Origin of the sequence: Paramuribaculum intestinale, from assembly GCF_030759015.1 — a bacterium.
GTDB lineage: Bacteria > Bacteroidota > Bacteroidia > Bacteroidales > Muribaculaceae > Paramuribaculum > Paramuribaculum intestinale.
Genome location: NZ_CP098825.1, coordinates 1,398,527 through 1,417,233 on the forward strand (window position 1 = coordinate 1,398,527; position 18,707 = coordinate 1,417,233).

General features: G+C 54.9%; 13 protein-coding genes. 7 read left to right on the plus strand and 6 right to left on the minus strand.

Translation table 11 applies throughout. The annotated features are described in order from the left end of the window. Window positions 1–52: 52 nt before the first annotated feature. The 5 genes from NF347_RS06250 to NF347_RS06270 all read left to right on the plus strand — a co-directional run bounded on the left by NF347_RS06250 (window position 53) and on the right by NF347_RS06270 (window position 5,944). A complete protein-coding gene (locus NF347_RS06250; protein ID WP_107034890.1) occupies window positions 53–970 on the plus strand; it encodes a hypothetical protein in 918 nt (305 codons plus the stop codon). Then, entirely contained in the window at window positions 967–1,692 is a 726-nt protein-coding gene (locus tag NF347_RS06255) for an MgtC/SapB family protein (protein ID WP_107034891.1), read from the plus strand. The genes NF347_RS06250 and NF347_RS06255 overlap by 4 nt, the downstream gene beginning before the upstream one ends. Then, window positions 1,689–3,929: a cation:proton antiporter gene (locus NF347_RS06260; protein WP_107034892.1), complete on the plus strand. Its 2,241-nt coding sequence runs from the start codon at window positions 1,689–1,691 to the stop codon at window positions 3,927–3,929. The genes NF347_RS06255 and NF347_RS06260 overlap by 4 nt, the downstream gene beginning before the upstream one ends. A gap of 115 nt (window positions 3,930–4,044) precedes the next feature. After that, window positions 4,045–5,568 carry a glutamine-hydrolyzing GMP synthase gene (gene guaA / locus NF347_RS06265; RefSeq protein ID WP_107034893.1) on the plus strand — a complete coding sequence of 508 codons (1,524 nt, stop codon included), beginning with the start codon at window positions 4,045–4,047 and terminating at the stop codon, window positions 5,566–5,568. A gap of 1 nt (window position 5,569) precedes the next feature. Beyond that, window positions 5,570–5,944 (plus strand): YccF domain-containing protein, encoded by a 375-nt coding sequence (locus tag NF347_RS06270; protein ID WP_107034894.1) that lies wholly within the window; start codon window positions 5,570–5,572, stop codon window positions 5,942–5,944. A gap of 131 nt (window positions 5,945–6,075) precedes the next feature. Here the strand turns inward: NF347_RS06270 and NF347_RS06275 are convergent, their stop codons facing one another. Further along, window positions 6,076–6,582, minus strand: a complete 507-nt coding sequence (locus NF347_RS06275; protein WP_107034895.1) for an RNA polymerase sigma factor — start codon at window positions 6,580–6,582, stop codon at window positions 6,076–6,078. A gap of 294 nt (window positions 6,583–6,876) precedes the next feature. Here NF347_RS06275 and guaB point away from each other — a divergent pair, with 294 nt between their 5' ends. Continuing rightward, entirely contained in the window at window positions 6,877–8,355 is a 1,479-nt protein-coding gene (gene guaB, locus NF347_RS06280; RefSeq protein WP_107034896.1) for an IMP dehydrogenase, read from the plus strand. Further along, the gene (locus NF347_RS06285; protein ID WP_107681669.1) at window positions 8,352–9,137 is read left to right on the plus strand and encodes a hypothetical protein; all 786 of its coding nucleotides are present in this window, start codon (window positions 8,352–8,354) and stop codon (window positions 9,135–9,137) included. The genes guaB and NF347_RS06285 overlap by 4 nt, the downstream gene beginning before the upstream one ends. Window positions 9,138–9,277: 140 nt before the next feature. Here NF347_RS06285 and gpmI read toward each other — a convergent pair whose 3' ends face one another. From gpmI to NF347_RS06310, 5 genes are all read right to left on the minus strand, one after another. Next, window positions 9,278–10,789 carry a 2,3-bisphosphoglycerate-independent phosphoglycerate mutase gene (gene gpmI, locus NF347_RS06290; protein WP_107034898.1) on the minus strand — a complete coding sequence of 504 codons (1,512 nt, stop codon included), beginning with the start codon at window positions 10,787–10,789 and terminating at the stop codon, window positions 9,278–9,280. Between the two features lie 190 nt (window positions 10,790–10,979). Then, entirely contained in the window at window positions 10,980–13,628 is a 2,649-nt protein-coding gene (locus tag NF347_RS06295; protein ID WP_107681668.1) for a glycoside hydrolase family 2 TIM barrel-domain containing protein, read from the minus strand. A gap of 198 nt (window positions 13,629–13,826) precedes the next feature. Beyond that, window positions 13,827–14,231, minus strand: a complete 405-nt coding sequence (locus tag NF347_RS06300; protein ID WP_107034900.1) for a hypothetical protein — start codon at window positions 14,229–14,231, stop codon at window positions 13,827–13,829. Window positions 14,232–14,337: 106 nt separating this feature from the next. Beyond that, window positions 14,338–16,458 (minus strand): GH92 family glycosyl hydrolase, encoded by a 2,121-nt coding sequence (locus NF347_RS06305; protein WP_107034901.1) that lies wholly within the window; start codon window positions 16,456–16,458, stop codon window positions 14,338–14,340. Further along, window positions 16,455–18,698, minus strand: coding sequence for a GH92 family glycosyl hydrolase (locus NF347_RS06310; RefSeq protein ID WP_237612966.1), 2,244 nt, complete (start codon window positions 18,696–18,698; stop codon window positions 16,455–16,457). The genes NF347_RS06305 and NF347_RS06310 overlap by 4 nt, the downstream gene beginning before the upstream one ends. Window positions 18,699–18,707 lie beyond the last annotated feature (9 nt).

An 18,707-nucleotide genomic window follows, 5' to 3' on the forward strand; every position in this document is an offset into this window, starting at 1 on the left:
TGATCCGCTAAAAACGGTCAGCTTACATCACAACATTCCAATCACACGAGACATGAATTCACTCAGCAACAAGCCCAAGCTCCTATGGCTTGCCATAGGGCTTGTGGCACTTCTGGTGATAGCAGTGGCAGTAAGCCTGTTTCAGGTGACCTCACTGAAACTTGAAGTCAACCAGCAGAAAGCCGAAAACGAACAGCTCCAGCTCACCAACGACCAATTGCAGCTGGCCAACGAGTACGAGGCCATCAACTCGCAGTTTGCACAGTATGAGAACCAGGCCACGCAGATGGCCGGCGACACCATACTGGCCAAGTACACCGCTGCCAAAAACAAAGTGGAACAGCTGCTGCAGGAACTCAACTCCGAGAAGGTGAAGAGCCAGAAGCGCATATCGCAGCTACAGAACGAGATATCCACTCTGCGCGGACTCCTGCGCCACTATATAGCCCAGGTGGACTCGCTCGGCAAGGAGAATGCCGGACTGCGGGCCGAGAACGCGGAGATACGCAACGAGAACCGCTCACTGTCGAACCGCATGCAGGAGGTGACCCGCAAAAACGAGACCCTCAGCGAACGGATGACACTGGCCGAGAAACTCAACGTCACAGGCGTGGCTCTCACCCCGCTCAAGAAAAACGGCAAACAGGAGAAAAAAATCACCAAAGCCAAACAGCTCATGGTGACATTCACCATACCGCAGAACAACTCCACTCCCGTGGGACAGAAAACCGTGTATCTGCGGATAACTTCGCCCGAAGGCGCTCTTCTCGGCAATGCCGGCACATTTGATTTCGAAGGATCAAACGTGGCATGCACAGCCAAGAAGCAGATCGAATACGCAGGTGAGGAAATACCGGGCGTTACAATCTACTGGGATGTGAACACAGCTCTTTCGGCCGGCGAATATACGGTAGAACTGTTTGCCGACAATTACCGTCTGGCATCGCGACGCTTCACCTTCAAGAAATGATCGAGGCACTGCAACATTTTTACGAAGCCGTCAACTCCGTCGAGGTCACTACGACCTCGGCGGTGTTCAAATTATGCGTAAGCCTGTTGCTCGGCAGCTGCGTCGGGATGGAGCGCAAGCGCAAAGGACAGATCGCCGGCATACGCACATTCGCCCTCATCTCCATGGGAGCCACGCTGGCCATGCTGCTCTCGATCTACGTGCCGCAGGAATACCTCGGGCTGAAAAACGGCGACCCCGGACGTATCGCCGCGCAGGTGATCACCGGCATCGGTTTCCTCGGCGCCGGAGCCATCATACAGATGAAAGGATCGGTGCGCGGACTGACCACCGCCGCCGGCATCTGGATGGTGGCCACGATAGGCATGGCCGTGGGCGTAGGCATGTATCTGGTGTCGGTCGTGGCCACCGGACTGATGCTCGTCATACTCGTACTGCTCGAACAACTGGAGCACCGCATCCATGTCGGATGGGAGACACGCATAGTGCGCATACGCATCGGAGCGATCGTCAAGGATATAGAAGCCTACCGCCACTGTCTGTCGGAACAGAATATCACACTGACCAATGTGTTTGTGGAGTATGATTTCGAAACGCCCTGCACGCGCCTCAATCTGGTGGTGCTCGCCAAAAACACCACCGATTTCGTCAAAGTGTTCGGACTGCTCCGACAACTTAATCCCACACAGGGCATCTCGCTCGCCAATCAAGTGACCATATGATCCTCGCCACAATAGCCGCAGAATCTCTGCCCATCGAAAGCCTGATACGCGATCTGGCATTCATACTCATACTCGGCGCCGTGGTGACGGTGCTGTTCAAATGGTTGCGTCAGCCTGTCGTGCTCGGCTATATCGTAGCCGGATTTCTGGCGAGCCCCCACTTCGAGTATCTGCCGTCGGTGACTACCGACAGCAATATCGAGTTCTGGGCTCAGATAGGCATCGTGGTGCTGCTCTTCTCGCTTGGACTTGAATTCAGCTTCAAGAAACTTGTCAATGCCGGAGGGTCGGCTGTGGTGACGGCTATGATCATCGTCGCGGGCATGATGTGCGGTGGGTTTGTTGTCGGACATATTCTCGGTTTCTCGGCCATCAACTGCCTTTTCCTCGGCGGCATGCTGTCCATGTCGTCGACCACTATAATCATCAAGGCCTTCAACGATCTGGGGCTTCAGCACAAGAAATTCGCCTCGCTGGTGTTTGCTGTGCTGATAGTGGAGGATCTTTTTGCAGTGGTGATGATGGTGTTGCTGTCGTCGATAGCTGTCAATTCCACCGTCAAAGGTGGCGAGATGCTGTTTAGCGTCATGAAGCTGGTGTTTTTCCTCATCATGTGGTTTGCCACCGGAGTGTTCGTTCTCCCTTCGTTGCTCAACAAGGTGCGTCGCTATCTGAATTCCGAAACACTTCTGATCATGTCGATGGGACTGTGCCTCGGCATGGCCGTTTTTTCGGTCTGCTGCGGATTCTCGCTTGCATTGGGAGCGTTCGTGATGGGCTCTATCCTTGCCGGCACGAGTTTTGCCGAACGGATCGAGCGCGTAGTCACTCCGGTAAAGGATCTGTTCGGATCAGTATTCTTCATATCCGTCGGCATGATGGTGGATCCGCACATCATCACGCAATACTGGGCGCCGATCCTTGTGCTGTCGGGAGTCGTGATCTTCGGCATGATACTGTTCGGCACCTTCGGCATGCTCGTCACTGGCCAAAACCTGAAGGTGGCCATCGAAGCCGGATTCTCCCTGACACAGATCGGCGAATTCGCTTTCATCATAGCCACCCTCGGCATGAGCCTCGGAGTGCTCGATCCTACCATCTATCCGATAGTCGTGGCCGTGTCGGTGCTGACCACCTTCACCACGCCATACTTCATACGCATGGCCGATCCGGCCTACGGGATCATCCGCCGCCTGCTCCCCCGCCGCCTGCACTTCCTAATTGACCGCTACACCGAAAGCGCAGCCGCCGAGAGCGAAACAGGACGCCTGTGGCGCTCACTGATACACCGCTATCTGTGGAGGGTGATGCTCTACTCCGCCGTATTGGTGGCTATGGCTCTGATATCACAGAAATGGGTGCTTCCATGGCTTACAGGCGTCAGCGAAGTTTGGGGGCCGCTTCTCTGCGCGCTGCTGACACTGGCCGCCATGACACCATTTCTCATCGCCCTGTCGTTTCCGGCATCGAAACGCACCGAACGGCAGCGTCTGATCGAAGCCAACGCCAAATTCGACGTGCCACTGGTGGTGATGACATTCTTCAGGCTTCTGATAGGCCTGGCTATCATCATCTATACCCTGTCGGTGACATTCTCAGTGGCCGTAGGATTCATATTCGGCATTTTCATCTTCATGCTGCTTGTATTCGGCTTCTCGCGCAACGTCAGGCGCCGCATGCGCGGCATCGAGTCGCGGTTTATCGACAATCTCAACGAGCGAGAACTCAGGCGCAGCGGACGCCGCAACAACGTCGTGGGCAATCTTCATATGGCTTTCATGACCGTGGGCTACGACTGCCCGTTTGTCGGCGAGCGGCTTCAGGACTCTGATCTGCGCCGCAGATACGGTGTCAGCATAGCCAACATACAGCGTGGAGCGCAAGTGCTGCCGGTGCCGTCGGGCGACACCCGCATATTTCCCGGCGACGTGCTCGGCGTGATCGGCACCGACGAGGAAATACAGAAACTTCTGCCCATCGTCGAGGCAACGGACAGCAACGAAGCCGCCGGACCGTCGGCCCACGACTTCAAGATGACTACCGTGCAGATCTCGGCATCATCACCGCTGGCCGGAAAGACAGTGGGAGAGGCCCGGCTGAGCAAGGACTACTCTACCCTGCTTGTAGCCATAGACCGCAATGGAGAATTCATCACCCCGGTGGCCTCGACCCGGTTTGAACCTCACGACATCATCTGGGCCGTAGCGCCCAAAAAACAGATTGCCCGCCTCAAATGACTCCTCAAATGATAGCGCCACGGTCAAAAACACCTCCACGCACAGCGGCAAGATGACAAAAATTTCATAATTTTGCAACCTACACCAAAGCGATAATTCTTTTACACCAATCCTTATGCAGGAAAAGATCATAATCCTCGATTTCGGATCGCAGACCACACAGCTAATCGGACGCCGTGTGCGCGAGCTGAATACCTACTGCGAGATCGTACCCTACAACAAGTTTCCCCACGGCGACGAGTCAGTGATAGGCGTCATCCTCTCCGGTTCGCCATTCTCAGTTTATGACGAAAAAGCGTTCCGCACCGATCTGTCATCGATATGGGGGCGTCTTCCCATTTTGGGCATATGCTACGGAGCGCAGTTCATAGCCTACACCAACGGAGGCAAGGTAGAGCCGGCCGGCAGCCGCGAATACGGACGCGCACGCCTCGAATATGTCGACGAATCCGACCAGCTGCTCCGCGGCATACGTCCGGGAAGCCAGGTGTGGATGAGCCATGGCGACACCATCACCGGCATATCCGACAAATTCGAAATCATAGCCTCCACGGCTGATGTACCCGTTGCCGCCTACCGCTCCAAAGAGGAGAAAGTGTGGGGCGTGCAGTTCCACCCAGAAGTATACCACAGTGAGTGCGGCACGCAGCTGCTCTCCAACTTCGTCAAGGGCATCTGCGGATCGAAATGCGACTGGAACGCCGCGTCGTTCATAGAATCGACCGTGGCCGCGCTCAAAGAGCAGCTCGGAGACGACAAGGTGGTGCTCGGCCTGAGCGGCGGTGTCGATTCCTCGGTAGCGGCCGTGCTCCTCAACAAGGCGATAGGCAAGAATCTCACCTGCATATTCGTTGACCACGGCATGCTCCGCAAGGACGAGTTCAGCGACGTGATGCGCGACTATGAGGGACTTGGCCTCAATGTGATCGGAGTCGACGCTTCGGCAAAGTTCTTCAAGGAACTCGCCGGAGTGACCGATCCCGAAAAGAAACGCAAGATCATCGGCAAAGGATTTATCGACGTGTTTGACGAAGAGGCACATAAGCTCACCGATGTGAAGTGGCTCGGACAGGGCACAATATATCCCGACTGCATCGAATCGCTCTCTATCACCGGCACCACCATCAAGAGCCACCACAATGTGGGCGGACTTCCCGAGAAAATGAACCTCAGACTGTGCGAACCCCTGCGTCTGCTATTCAAGGACGAAGTGCGCGCCGTCGGACGCCAGCTCGGAATGCCCGAACATCTCATCAGCCGTCATCCGTTCCCGGGGCCTGGGCTGGCAGTCAGAATTCTCGGCGACATCACTCCTGAAAAGGTGGCCGTGCTGCAGGAGGCCGATGCCATATTCATACAGGGTCTCCGCGACCATGGCCTCTACGATTCGGTATGGCAAGCCGGAGTGATACTCCTTCCCGTGCAGAGCGTAGGAGTGATGGGCGACGAACGCACCTACGAACGCGCCGTGGCTCTGCGCGCTGTCACATCGACCGACGCCATGACCGCCGACTGGGCACGACTCCCCTACGACTTTCTCGCCGAGGTGTCAAACAAGATCATCAATAAGGTAAAAGGCGTGAACCGCGTCACCTACGACATTTCCTCAAAACCGCCGTCGACGATCGAGTGGGAGTGATATGAATATAGTCCTCAATATCATCTGGGTAGTGTTCGGCGGACTGATGATAGCCATCGAATATGCCGTGGCGAGCATCGGCATGATGGTGACAATCATCGGCATACCGTTCGGACTGCAGACCCTGAAGCTTGCCGCGGTGGCGTTGTGGCCGTTCGGCACTGCCGCCAGAAGCAGCGGATGGCCATCGGGATGCCTCGCCGGCGTGATGAACGTCATCTGGTGGTTTCTGGGCGGTGTGGCCATAGCGCTGACCCATCTGCTCTGGGGGCTGGTGTTCTGCATCACCATTGTAGGAATACCCTTCGGGATGCAACACTTCAAGCTTATGAAGCTGGCTCTGTTCCCCTTCGGAAAAGACTTGACGTTTTCATGACAGCGCTCTGAAAGCTGACAACATCAAAAAAAAACAGTCGCCGTGTCAGTGTGAATCTGACACGGCGACTTATTTTACTGAAATCGAAGAGAAGCAATATATATACCTGATCGATATGGAGGGAGGGACTGTCAGCACCGATAATCGGCAAAGCGTATCTGGAGCTGCTGACGCGCATAGAATATGCGGCTTTTGACCGTGCCCACCGGCAGTCCCATGCTCTCGGCGATCTCGTCGTATTTATACCCGGCCACGTGCATGGAGAACGGCCGGCGGTATTTGTCGGGGAAACTATTGATGGCGTCGGTGATCTCCCTTGCTCCGAAAGCACCTTCGGGAGTGGCTATGCCCGAATCCTGACTGAGATTGAGGTGATAGAGATCGTCGGTCGTATCGACCACCGTAGCCGCACGCGCGGCTTTGCGGTAATTGTTGATGAAGATGTTGCGCATGATAGTGAACACCCATCCCTTGAAATTCGAGTTGTCGGCAAACTTGTCGGCATTGTCAAGCACCTTCAGCATCGTATCCTGCATAAGGTCGGCAGCATCTTCGCGATCTGACGTGAGCATATAAGCGAAGTTGAGCATATTGGCCTGCAGAGAGGTGAGTTTCTGCCTGAAATCAACTGTTGTCATGTCGTATCGTATTTTGTTGCTTACTATACTGTTTTGCGTTGTACTGAACCCTCGGTTATTGATTGGTTCGACGATGCAAAGTTACGTCATATACGGAGTCGGCAAGCAAATTTGAGTTAAAGCACGTTAAAATGATTACAGTCGTGTTACAGCCTTGCGTTATGTGTTTAATTTTCAAATATATCTTCGCACCACATCCGAAGCATTCAAAAAAACGGCCGCAGACACGACGGCAATCTCGAAAATTCTGCGTAACTTTGCGCGCAATTAAATCCATAACGTTTCGTACAGTTTATGTCGTTTATTGCAGATCGAGTAAAAATGGACGGACTGACATTTGACGATGTCCTTCTGATCCCGTCCTATTCGGAAGTCCTCCCCCGCGAGGTCAATCTCCGCACCAAGTTTTCACGCAACATTGAGCTCAACGTGCCTCTGGTATCGGCGGCCATGGACACCGTCACAGAGGCCCAGCTTGCCATAGCCATCGCACGCGAAGGAGGCATCGGTGTCATACACAAAAACATGACCATCGCCGAGCAGGCTCGTCAGGTCCACGCCGTGAAACGCGCCGAAAACGGCATGATCTACGACCCTGTCACCATCAAGCGCGGCAAGACCGTGCGTGACGCTCTGGCCATGATGGAGGAGTACCATATCGGAGGCATACCGGTGGTCGATGACGAACGTCACCTCGTGGGTATAGTCACCAACCGCGACCTCCGCTTTGAGCGCAACCTCGACCGTCCTGTCGACGAAGTGATGACCTCCCAGAATCTCGTCACCACCAAGCAGTCGACCAACCTCGAGGAAGCAGCCAAGATACTGCAGGAGCACAAGATCGAGAAACTCCCCGTGGTGGGTTCGGACGGCAAACTCGTCGGACTAGTGACCTATAAGGATATCACCAAAGCCAAAGACAAGCCCTATGCATGCAAGGACTCGCTCGGACGTCTGCGCGTGGCAGCCGGTGTCGGCGTCACCAACGATTCCATGGAGCGCGTCGACGCCCTCGTAGAAGCCGGAGTGGATGCCATAGTGATCGATACCGCCCACGGTCATTCGCGCGGTGTGGTAGGCGTGCTCAAGGCTGTCAAGGAAAAATATCCCCATATCGACGTTGTGGTAGGCAACATCGCCACCGGCGAAGCTGCAAAATATCTCGTTGAGAACGGAGCCGACGGCGTCAAGGTGGGCATAGGCCCCGGATCCATATGCACCACCCGCGTGATCGCCGGCGTAGGCGTGCCCCAGCTTTCGGCCGTCTACGACGTAGCCAAGGCACTCAAAGGCACAGGCGTGCCTCTGATAGCTGACGGCGGCATACGCTACTCCGGCGACATCGTCAAGGCACTCGCAGCAGGAGCCTACAGCGTGATGCTTGGCGGAATGCTGGCAGGTGTCGAGGAATCGCCGGGCGAGACAATCATCTACAACGGACGTAAATACAAGGCCTACCGCGGAATGGGATCGCTCGAAGCCATGGAGAAAGGCTCGAAAGACCGTTACTTCCAGGCCGGAGAATGCGATGTGAAGAAACTCGTGCCCGAAGGCATTGCCGCACGCGTGCCCTACAAAGGATCGCTCTACGAGGTAACCTACCAGATGCTCGGCGGCCTGCGTTCAGGAATGGGCTACTGCGGCGCCCCCGACATAGAGCATCTCCATAATGCGAAATTCACTCGCATCACCAATGCCGGCGTGGCCGAAAGCCATCCCCACGATGTAGCCATCACAAGCGAAGCACCCAACTACAGCGCTTCTCACCAGTGATCAGCCGCATAAGCCTGCTCGCAGCAGGACTGACCGTACTGTTTCTGCCGTTGCAGCCACGCGCTGCAGCGGCAGAACGCTTTACGCCGCTCACTGTAGGAGGAATAACTCTTGACCGCGAGGACTTCAACGAGGTTCTCGGCTCTGACACACGCCCCGACACCACAGCCATGCGGCTATTCGAGGAATACGCCCTGAGGCTTGCGGCCGCAGCCGCCGCAGGCTACGACCTGCGGCTCCGCGACCGGTCGTCCGAAGCGATCGTTGCACGTCAGACAGCCGTAGCTCTTACCGACAGCCGTGCGACAGACAGCATCGCGGCCACCGACACGCTCACTATATCGACACTGTTCGAAAGATGGCGCGACAGTCTTCGATGGGACTCGCCACGCTTCAAAGGGTCGATCGTAATGTCTATAAGCCGGGAGCTTGCCGATTCGGCTGCGACAATGCTACATGCCATGACCACAACCGACCACTATGAACGCAGAGCCATACTGATGCGAAGCTTCGGAAAGAATGTAAAACTGGTGAAACTGCTTGTCGGCCGGGGAGCCAACCGTTGGGCCGATCATGCCGTCTGGGGCGACACACTCCCCTCACCTACCGTTGCCGAGCCATGGGCTGCCGCCCGGATAGTCGACGGACATATACTGAACCGCCCCGAAGAGCCATCGGACGTTGCCGACCGTCTGGCAATCATGCATCACTCACACCTGCAACGGCTATATATCAAATGGCTGCGGTCGCGGTTTGCGATCAGATATAACGAACGACCGTAGACGATCCGATCTGCAAACGCAATCAAAACGGATCAAGCGTATCGGCCAAATGACAAAACAAGGTATCCTGTGCCAGGATCTGAATTCCGGCACAGGATACCTTTTATATTATCACGCATTAACGCTTATGCGCTTACGGCTCAGATGAGAGCGTGGCCTGTCATTTCGGCAGGCTGCTCCAGATCCATGATTTTGAGAATTGTCGGAGCCACGTCGGCCAGACGCCCGTCGGCTACCTTCACTCCGCTCTTCTCCGTTACATAAATGCAGGGCACCGGATTTAGCGAATGTGCCGTATTGGGTGTACCGTCGGCATTTATAGCGTTGTCGGCATTGCCATGATCGGCTATTATGATAGCCTCGTATCCGGCAGCCACAGCCGCGTCAATGGTGCGTCCCACGCATTCGTCGACAGCCTTCACCGCCTTTTCGATTGCCTCGTAGACTCCGGTATGACCTACCATGTCGCCGTTGGCATAGTTGACCACGATGAAATCATATTCCTCGCTGCGGATTGCCTCCACAAGCTTGTCGCATACCTCATAGGCGCTCATCTCTGGTTTGAGGTCGTAGGTGGCCACCTTTGGCGAAGCCACGAGAATACGCTCCTCGCCCTCGTAGGGAGCCTCGCGGCCACCGTTGAAGAAGAATGTCACGTGGGCATACTTCTCGGTTTCGGCGATATGAAGCTGTTTCTTGTCGAGCGACGACAGGTATTCGCCAAGAGTATTGCTTACATTCTCCTTGTCGAAGAGGATGTGTACTCCGGTGAACGATGCGTCGTAGGGAGTCATGCAGTAATACTGCAGATCCTTGACGGTGTGCATTCCGGCCTCGGGCATATCGTGCTGTGTGAGCACCGTGGTCAGCTCTTTGGCGCGGTCGTTTCGGTAGTTGAAGAATATCACGGCGTCGCCCTCCTTGATAGTGCCGTCGACTGCGGCATTATGGATAGGCTTCACAAATTCGTCGGTGATGTCGTTGTCGTAGCTCTGCTGCATGGCCGCCACCATATCGGTGGCCTGCTCTCCCTCGCCGTTGACGAGGAGATCATAGGCGATCTTCACGCGTTCCCAGCGCTTGTCGCGATCCATCGCGTAGTAGCGTCCCACAATCGATGCGATCTGTCCGGCCGATTTAGAGCAATGTGCCTGCAGAGCCTCGATGAATCCTTTGCCGCTGCGCGGATCGGTGTCGCGTCCGTCCATGAAGCAGTGTATGTAGACCTTCTCCAGACCATAGGCCTTGGCTATATCACACAGCGCGTAAAGATGATCGAGCGACGAGTGCACGCCTCCGTCAGAGGTAAGGCCCATGAAATGAATGGCCTTGCCCGTCTGCTTGGCGTAGCCGAAGGCATTCTTCACTTCGGGATTTTCCATAATCGAACCGTCGGCGCAGGCCTTGTTGATCTTCACAAGATCCTGATATACTACGCGGCCGGCGCCGATATTGAGATGACCCACCTCGGAGTTGCCCATCTGTCCGTCGGGCAGACCGACGTTTTCACCGCTTGCCTGAAGCTGCGAGTGAGGATACTTGGCCATGAGTTTGTCCCATGCCGGAGTCGGTGTGGAGTAGATCACATCGCCCTTGGAGTGGTTGCCGATGCCCCACCCGTCGAGAATCATGAGTAATGCTTTCTGTGACATATCTGTTCTGTTACAAGTTTGTTGTCAGTTTTTACGTATGCAAAATTACATAAATCAGTCGGAATAATCCAATCTCTCGCCAAATAACCGACCAACCTACATCAAAAAAACACTTTTGGCACACGACTGACAGACCGACGTCTTTTCCGGTCAGGGAACGTGTCTGTGTCTTTTCAGTTTATGCCGGATATCATTCGCCAAACTCATTTTGCTGACGTTCGACCTCAAGCAGTCTTGCTGCTCTCTTTTCGAGTGCCATCCTTTCCTGATCATTATCTCTGACACCACAGTCGTCTGCCGACAAATACCGATCTCTGTCATCAAGAAAGCGCGCATCCTTGTCATAGTAGATCATATTTACGTCAGAAGGCACGCTCACGATTGTCAGTTCGCCTGATATCGGGCGGTGTGTGCCACCCTTGGCCATTGAAGCGCGGACACGGATCGTTCCACTACGGAGAGTCGAACGAACTAAAATCGGAGCCGTGCCCCATTCGAGCCTTACATTGTCGCCTTCAGACCCTGTTATCAGCCGTCCCTCCCCCTCTATCTCGAAATGCAGCATAGAGTTGTTGAGCCGCTTGATACGGCCGTTTTTGTCGGCCACAGCTGCTATAACCGTCACAAAGTCGGAGCCATCGGCTTTAAGCGGTTCACCGCCGACTGTGTCGGTCCACAATATGATCTTTTCAGGTCGACGAGCCGGCCGCACCTTATGAGTCGCCACCACCTTGCCGTCCACAAGACCTTCGGCAAGAAGATATACGTCGTCGGGCTTACCGCTACGTGTCAAAGCTTTGTCGGCCATAAAATCATACACGCCATCGAACACCACCGGCGGATTTCTCATTCCGCGCCGCTTCATGACATCGCGACTGCTGACCATCGTCACTCCTCCGGAATTGAACGTCAGACGCACTTCGTCGCAGTTGGAATAAACCGTGACGTCACTTCCTGAAAACGGTGTCATCTCATGTGCTATCCACACCATCGGACCCGTACCGGCCGCATAGACCGAATCGGTTTGAACCGGACGCTGCGACATAAACATGTAGTAGGAGTATTTCGGCTGTCGGAAAGCATCCATTATACCGCCGTAGAATGGATCGGGATGATAGCCGCGCTGATGGTCAAACGAGTGCCACAGACATCCGCCGACATGCTGACGCGGCTGACTCATCAGGCTCTCGTAGCTTGTGACATTGTAGGGCGGACATGAATAATGCCGGGCCTGAATGCGCATCGGTTCCTCACCCCATGAGCGCGATACACGGCTCGGTGAATTGTGTGAACTCCAATCGTCGACATTGTCGCCCCATTCTCTGGTAAAATATGTCCGCGTTGGATCGATTTTGTCCGGGGCATCGCTCATCGACCTCGGGTGTGCGAACCATATCGGAAAATTCTCGCTCCCCCGAGCCTCACTGTCGCTTGCGCTGTAGCATCCGGGCCACGGATACTCCTCATCGACCGTAGCACGGGCCCTTGCCGCGAAATCCGACGGATACCAAGTTTCATTGAGGATCGGTTCCCATAGCCATACCGAAGGATGGTTGCGATCGCGCCTGACAAGATTGCGGATATCCGAAAACACACGCCGTCCGAATTCGGGGGCATCGTTCCAGAACTGCCATCCGGGAGTATTATCGATCACCAGCAGCCCAAGCTCGTCGCAGGCATCCATAAATGCCGGATCCTGCGGGCAGTGAGCATTGCGTATCACATTCAGGCCTGCATTCTTGAGCTTCAATGCATCACGCCTGTGGGCGCTGTTGCTGACGGCATTTCCAACAAGAGCGTAATCCTGATGGCGGTTTGCCCCGATCAGAGGCTCAGCATACGGCTCTCCATTGAGATAGAAGCCATCCTTGCCCCTGAACTCCAGACTTCTTATACCTATCCGCCTGCGATATCCGTCGACCGCACTACCCTTCCGGTCATATATTCTTACGTGCAGATTATAGAGATGCGGACTGCGCGGCGACCATAGCCGCGCATTGTCAACATTGAGTTTCGACGATATGGATGTCGCCTTGCCTTTTGCCACTTTTATATTGCCTTGTGTCATGGCAGCGGTATCACCGGCAGCGTCAATCAAAATGTATTCGAGGCGTCCGGAGAAATCCGTCCGGGCTTCGTTGCGTATATGCAGCCTTGTGTTGACGTCGGCTTTGCTTTCCCCGACATTGTCATACCATACGGCCAGACCGCCACCTGCCACGACGTTCTCATAGTTGGGATCCGTAATATGCAACCGGTCGTGCGCCACAAGCCAGCAGTCGCGATATATACCGCCAAAATATGCAAAATCGAGCATATCCTGAGGTTTACCGGGAGGATACGAGGGATCGTCGCTGTTATCAGTCATTACAGCTATCACGTTGTCGCCTTCTCTGTCTACGACGTCAGTTATGTCGGCCACCACGGGCAGATACCCTCCATAATGCCTGGCCACTTCCTTTCCGTTTACCCACACTCTGGATTTACCCATTATTGCCTCGAAATGCAGAAACAGTTTTTTGTCTGAAAGCGAATCGGGCAGACTGAAATGCTTGCGATACCACACGGGACCCTGATAGTTGACACATCCGCTTGCTTCCGACGGCAGGATCTCTACGCCGTGAGGGAGCGACACCACCTCCCAGGCACTGTCGGCAAACGCCTTGCAGTCCGCGCCACTGACATCACCGCGATGAAACCGCCACGCAGGATTCATGCTCGCGACGATCCGGCCTGTTCCGTCCAAAGGGAAAAAACCGGCCATTGAATATTCCGCTGTTGAGAATGCCGGCAAAACGGCCGCCATCATTCCGGCAAGAGCCAATATTATTCTTTTCATTCGATTAAAGGTAAGAAAAGTAGGGGTAGACGACGCATGACAAGCCGCGCTGTGTCATATTGCGCAATCCTCGCCTATGTCGTAATTTTATACTGCGATTATACTGCGACGCAAAAACAATGCGACAGCTTCGGAGCTTTGTCAACTACCGGAGCTGTCGCTATGATATTGTTGAAACTTTATCGTGTCAGACTTGCATTAGAGCTCATCTTTCTCGAAAACGATCTCTACATGCTCGCCGCTCTTGTTGCCCTTGTAGTCAAACTTCAGGCCTCTGTCAAGAGTCTTGATCAGATCGATGAAAGCCTTGTTGGAAGGCTGGCTGACAACTGTATTGTAGAGGTTCTTTTTCGACTCGTCGGCACCTTCCTTGATGGTGGCCATGTCGGAAACTTCCTCGTCGACGGTGTAGTTGTAGACCACGTATGCGTCGTCGAAGGTAAGCTTCATCTCCACGATACCGGGCATTTTCTGATCCTTGATCTGCTCGTTGATCTGCTCTACCACTTTTTCAAGAGCGGCATCCTTGGCGCCACTGCATGCAGTGGTGATTGTCATCATGGCTATTACAGCCACAACCAATAATTTAGTTATCTTTTTCATATTATTTTGTTTTTTAGCACTGCAAAATTAGCAATAATAATCTGTATTCTCTGCAAAATAATGCCGGCTATGTGTCGACTTGCTGGGCTTTTTGGCAGGTTTTAGGTCAGGGTTCCATGACAAACACAAGCTCGCCACCGGCCATTATTTCGTCGTGGGTAATGTAGTTCCGGTCGAGTTCACGGCCGTTGAGCGTCACTTTTTCAGGCTTCATTCCATCGCCGCGACGCACTATTGTAAATGTTCCTCCGGGCACTTTCACACTGGCTTGCCTGAAATGTGGCCGGCCGAACCAATAGCGTGCACCGGCAGGCTCTATCTGATAGAAACCGAGCGCCGACATCACCAGCCATGCCGACATCTGTCCGCAATCCTCGTTGCCCGACAGCCCTGTGCGGCTGTCATCATAGAGGGTGGTGATGACACGATTGGACAGCTCTGCCGCCTTGTCGGGGCGTCCGAGCATCGAATAAAGATAGATAATGTGATGGCTTGGCTCGTTGCCATGCACATATTGTCCGATCAGACCTGTGATGTCGGGCGATACGTTGCCCCGCAGACTCGAATCAGCCGTAAATAACGAATCGAGCCGCTCTATGGTGATCTCACGCGAGCCGAACTTCTCTACCAGGCCGTCTACGTCGTGCGGCACAAGCCATGTGTATTGCCATGCATTTCCCTCGGTATAGTCATTGTTGCGGTGGTCGACAAAATTCGGGTCAAAAGGCTCGCGCCATTTGCCGGCTCTGTCACGACCGCGAACGAAACCGGTCGACGCGTCGAAATAATGACGCCACGAGTGGCTGCGTCCGGTAAATTCCGCCGCCGTGGCAGTGTCGCCTGTAGCTTTTGCCGCATTGGCTATAGCTGCGTCGGCAATGGCATATTCCATGTCGTAGGACAGAGCCTCGTTGATAGCCTCCACCGGAGTGTAGCCGAGCCGTCGGCGTTCGCCGAGGCCGCGTGTGGTGTCGTTGGCCGTTGCGAGCATCGCTCTCATGGCACGCGCCGCATCGACACCCGGTGTGCGCTTCACAACAGCATCGGCCACCGGAATAATGCCCGGATTACCCACCATGCAATAATTCTCACAGCCCCAGAGATGCCACACCGGCAGATGCCCCTCTTTTTCATAAAGGTCGATCATGGAGTTGACTATCTCGGCGCTGCGCTCACGGTCGATGATCGACAGCAGCGGCAGATGAGTACGATAGGTGTCCCACAGCGACAGGATCGTATAGGCCGGAGCGGCACCGTAGTCATTGAACGTGGCCGGCAGTATCATCACATGATACATGGCCGTATAGAACTTGCGCAGCTCTGTGGTGTCGTCGCTCTTCACAGTCACACGCGCAAGCTCCTGGTTCCAGATGCTGTCGGCTTCGGCCGCCACGCGGTCGAAGTTCTTCCCGTCGGTTTCGACCCGCAGATTGGCTATCGCGGCCTCGACGGAGGTGGGCGATATACCCACCCTGACTGTCACCTGCGCTCCCTCCTTCATCGGAGCGAATGACACGCGGCCAAAGCGGTTTTCAAACCCGTGGAGCGTAAACTCGTCGAACGGCTCGGAAAATTCGGCCGCGAAATACACCTTCTGATCGTCGGACCATCCGGTCGAAAACCGGTGGCCTGCGATCATACGGTCGCTCATGGGCATCATCTCCGTATCGGTGGCGTTGTCCCAGCATCCGCCGTTCTGCAGATCTATGACTATCGCGGCCGAGTCGGTAGCCGGGAATGTGTAGCGGTGGAATCCGACGCGGTTTGTGGCGGTCATTTCGGCGAGAATGCCGTAGCGTGTCAGCGGCACGGCATAATAGCCGGCCTTGGCCACTTCCTCTGACCGGTCGGCATAGCTCCACATACCGCTTTCAGGATCATCATGGTTGCCACGGGCATAGGTCACCTCGCCGGTCACCGGCATCAGGGTGATGTCGAACAGATCGCCTACTCCGGTCCCCGAAAGATGGGTATGAGAAAATCCTATCACAGTGCTGTCCGATTCGTGGTAGCCCGAAGTCCAGTCCCATGCCTGAGTGATGCTCGTCGGTCCGAGCTGCACCATGCCGTAGGGGACGCTTGCACCCACAAACACATGGCCGTGCGCTCCGCTGCCGATAGTCGGATCGACATAATCGGTGAGCTGCGATACGCTGTCACGGGAGCCGCAGGAAGCGACCGTCACAGCCAGGGCTGCGGCGGTCATTGCAGTGTATCGGATTTTCATTTTTTAGGTGTTTGTCCGAGGTTAAACTTCAGTGTGCCACCCTTGAGAAGCTCGTCGTGGCTTATGCGGTATTTCTTCAGCGGCTTTCCGCCAAGAGTCATCGACTGTATGTATATATCCGAGGGCAAAGTCCTGTCGGCCTCTATCGTCAGCTTGCGGCCTTCGGGGAGGTCTATCTCCACTTCGTCGAACACGGGCGAGGTCAATGTATAGAACGGCTCGCCGGGACAATCGGGATACATCCCAATCATCGAGAACACAGCCCAGCCCGACATCGTGCCGGTATCATCATTTCCGGGGATGCCGTCGGGCTTTGTGGTGAAATATTTGCCGAGCAGTCGGTTGACCTCCTTCTGAGTGCGCCACTCCTCGCCACCGAAACGGCTGAACAGATAGGGATAGGCTATGTCAGGCTCATTGGCGGGATCATAGAGAGCGCTGTCCATCACCATCTGGAGTCTGTCGACAAACTTGCGCTTGCCTCCCATCAGCTTGACCAGTCCATCGACATCGTGCGGAACGAAGAAGGTGTAATTCCATGCGCTGCCCTCGTGGAAGCCCGGTACCACCTCGAAGTTCTCTCCCTGCCGGGGATCGAACGGCGACAGGAAAGTTCCGTCGGCGAGTTTCGGACGAAGAGTGCCGCTCTCTTTAGAATAATAATTCTTATATCCGAGCGAGCGCTGACGCAGCGTGCGGGCAAGCTCGGTGTCGCCACGCTGCTCTGCGAGCCATGCCAGAGCGGCGTCGGCCACGTAATACTCCAGAGCGTGCGAAACAGAATTATCACCCGACATATCGCCGGAATACACTCCGAGCGGCACATAAGCCTTCTCAAGATAGAGATCTATGTCGGGACGCATCGGATTATCTTTTCCGGGCGTCGTGGCCGAACGTTTCATGGCCTCATAGGCTGCATCGATATCGAAGTCGGTAAGTCCCTTCCGCCATGTATCCACAATCACCGGAAGCGACGGATCCCCCTCCATAGTGAATGTTTCGCGCCCATAAAGCTCCCATTTCGGCAACCACCCCCACTCCTTCGACATGTCGACCATCGATCGCACCATATCGATCTGACGTTCGGGATAGACGAGCGTCATAAGCTGATGAAGGTTGCGGTAGGTGTCCCACAGCGAGAATACCGTATATCGGTCATAGGTCGAATGTCCGTTTTCGGCACTCTCCATTTTCGGATACTGACCGTTGACGTCGTTGAGCACATTGGGATGAATCAGAGCATGATAAAGTCCGGTGTAAAACACCCGCTTCTGCTCGTCGCTGCCGCCCTTGACACGGATTCGGCCAAGATCGTCGTTCCAGATCTTCTTTGCGTCGGCTGCGATGCGGTCGAAAGTCAGACCGGCCTGCTCCTTGTCGAGATTCTCGCGGGCATTGGCCACCGACACAAACGACACACCCATTCTGACCTCCACCTGTTCGCCAGGCTTAAGATCATCGTAGCTATACCAATATCCTATGTCGTCGCCCGACAGTTCTCGGCCGTATTTCGTATAGAGTTTATATTTGCCGTTGTCGGGATCCCATGCTGCTTCCGGCCCCTCCATCTTGCGCTGCATTTTCCAGTAGCCCTGCGATGAAGGCGCCTTGCTGACACGCATCACGAAATAAATCGGAAACACTGCCTGGGCATTGTAGCAGAACGTGCCGAGCAACTTCGATCCCTCTATCTCCGTAGGGCTTACACGGCGCACTGTGGCTCCGCTCTCATTGGTCAGCCCCTCGCCGAGATTGATAAGTATATTGCCGCGGCCGCCGGGGAATGTATATCGCTCGGCCGAACTGCGCTTTGTTGCCGTCACTTCGGTGACGATATCATATTTCGTCAGACGATTTCCGTAATATCCCGGAGTTGCGGTTTCCTCCGTATAGGCCGAGCCATACTTGTGATAGTCCGGCTCCAGATCGCCGGTGGTGGCCATGGTCAGCAACGAGCCCAGTTCGGGACATCCGACTCCGCTGAGCGCTACATGGGCGTAACCGGTGAAAAACTTGTTGTTGAATTCGTAGGGGGTCGACCACCATCTCGCGTCCTTGTCATACACGTTGTCCGATGACCCCATCACATTGAAAGGCACCACCGACATCATGCCGTTAGGCACTATGGCTCCGGGATTGGTGGTACCGAAATTAGTGGTGCCGACAAAAGGATTCACATAGCTTGTGTAATCCTCGGCCGACGCCACCCCTGCCATGCCTAACGTCAGTATGGCGGCCATGGCTCTTGT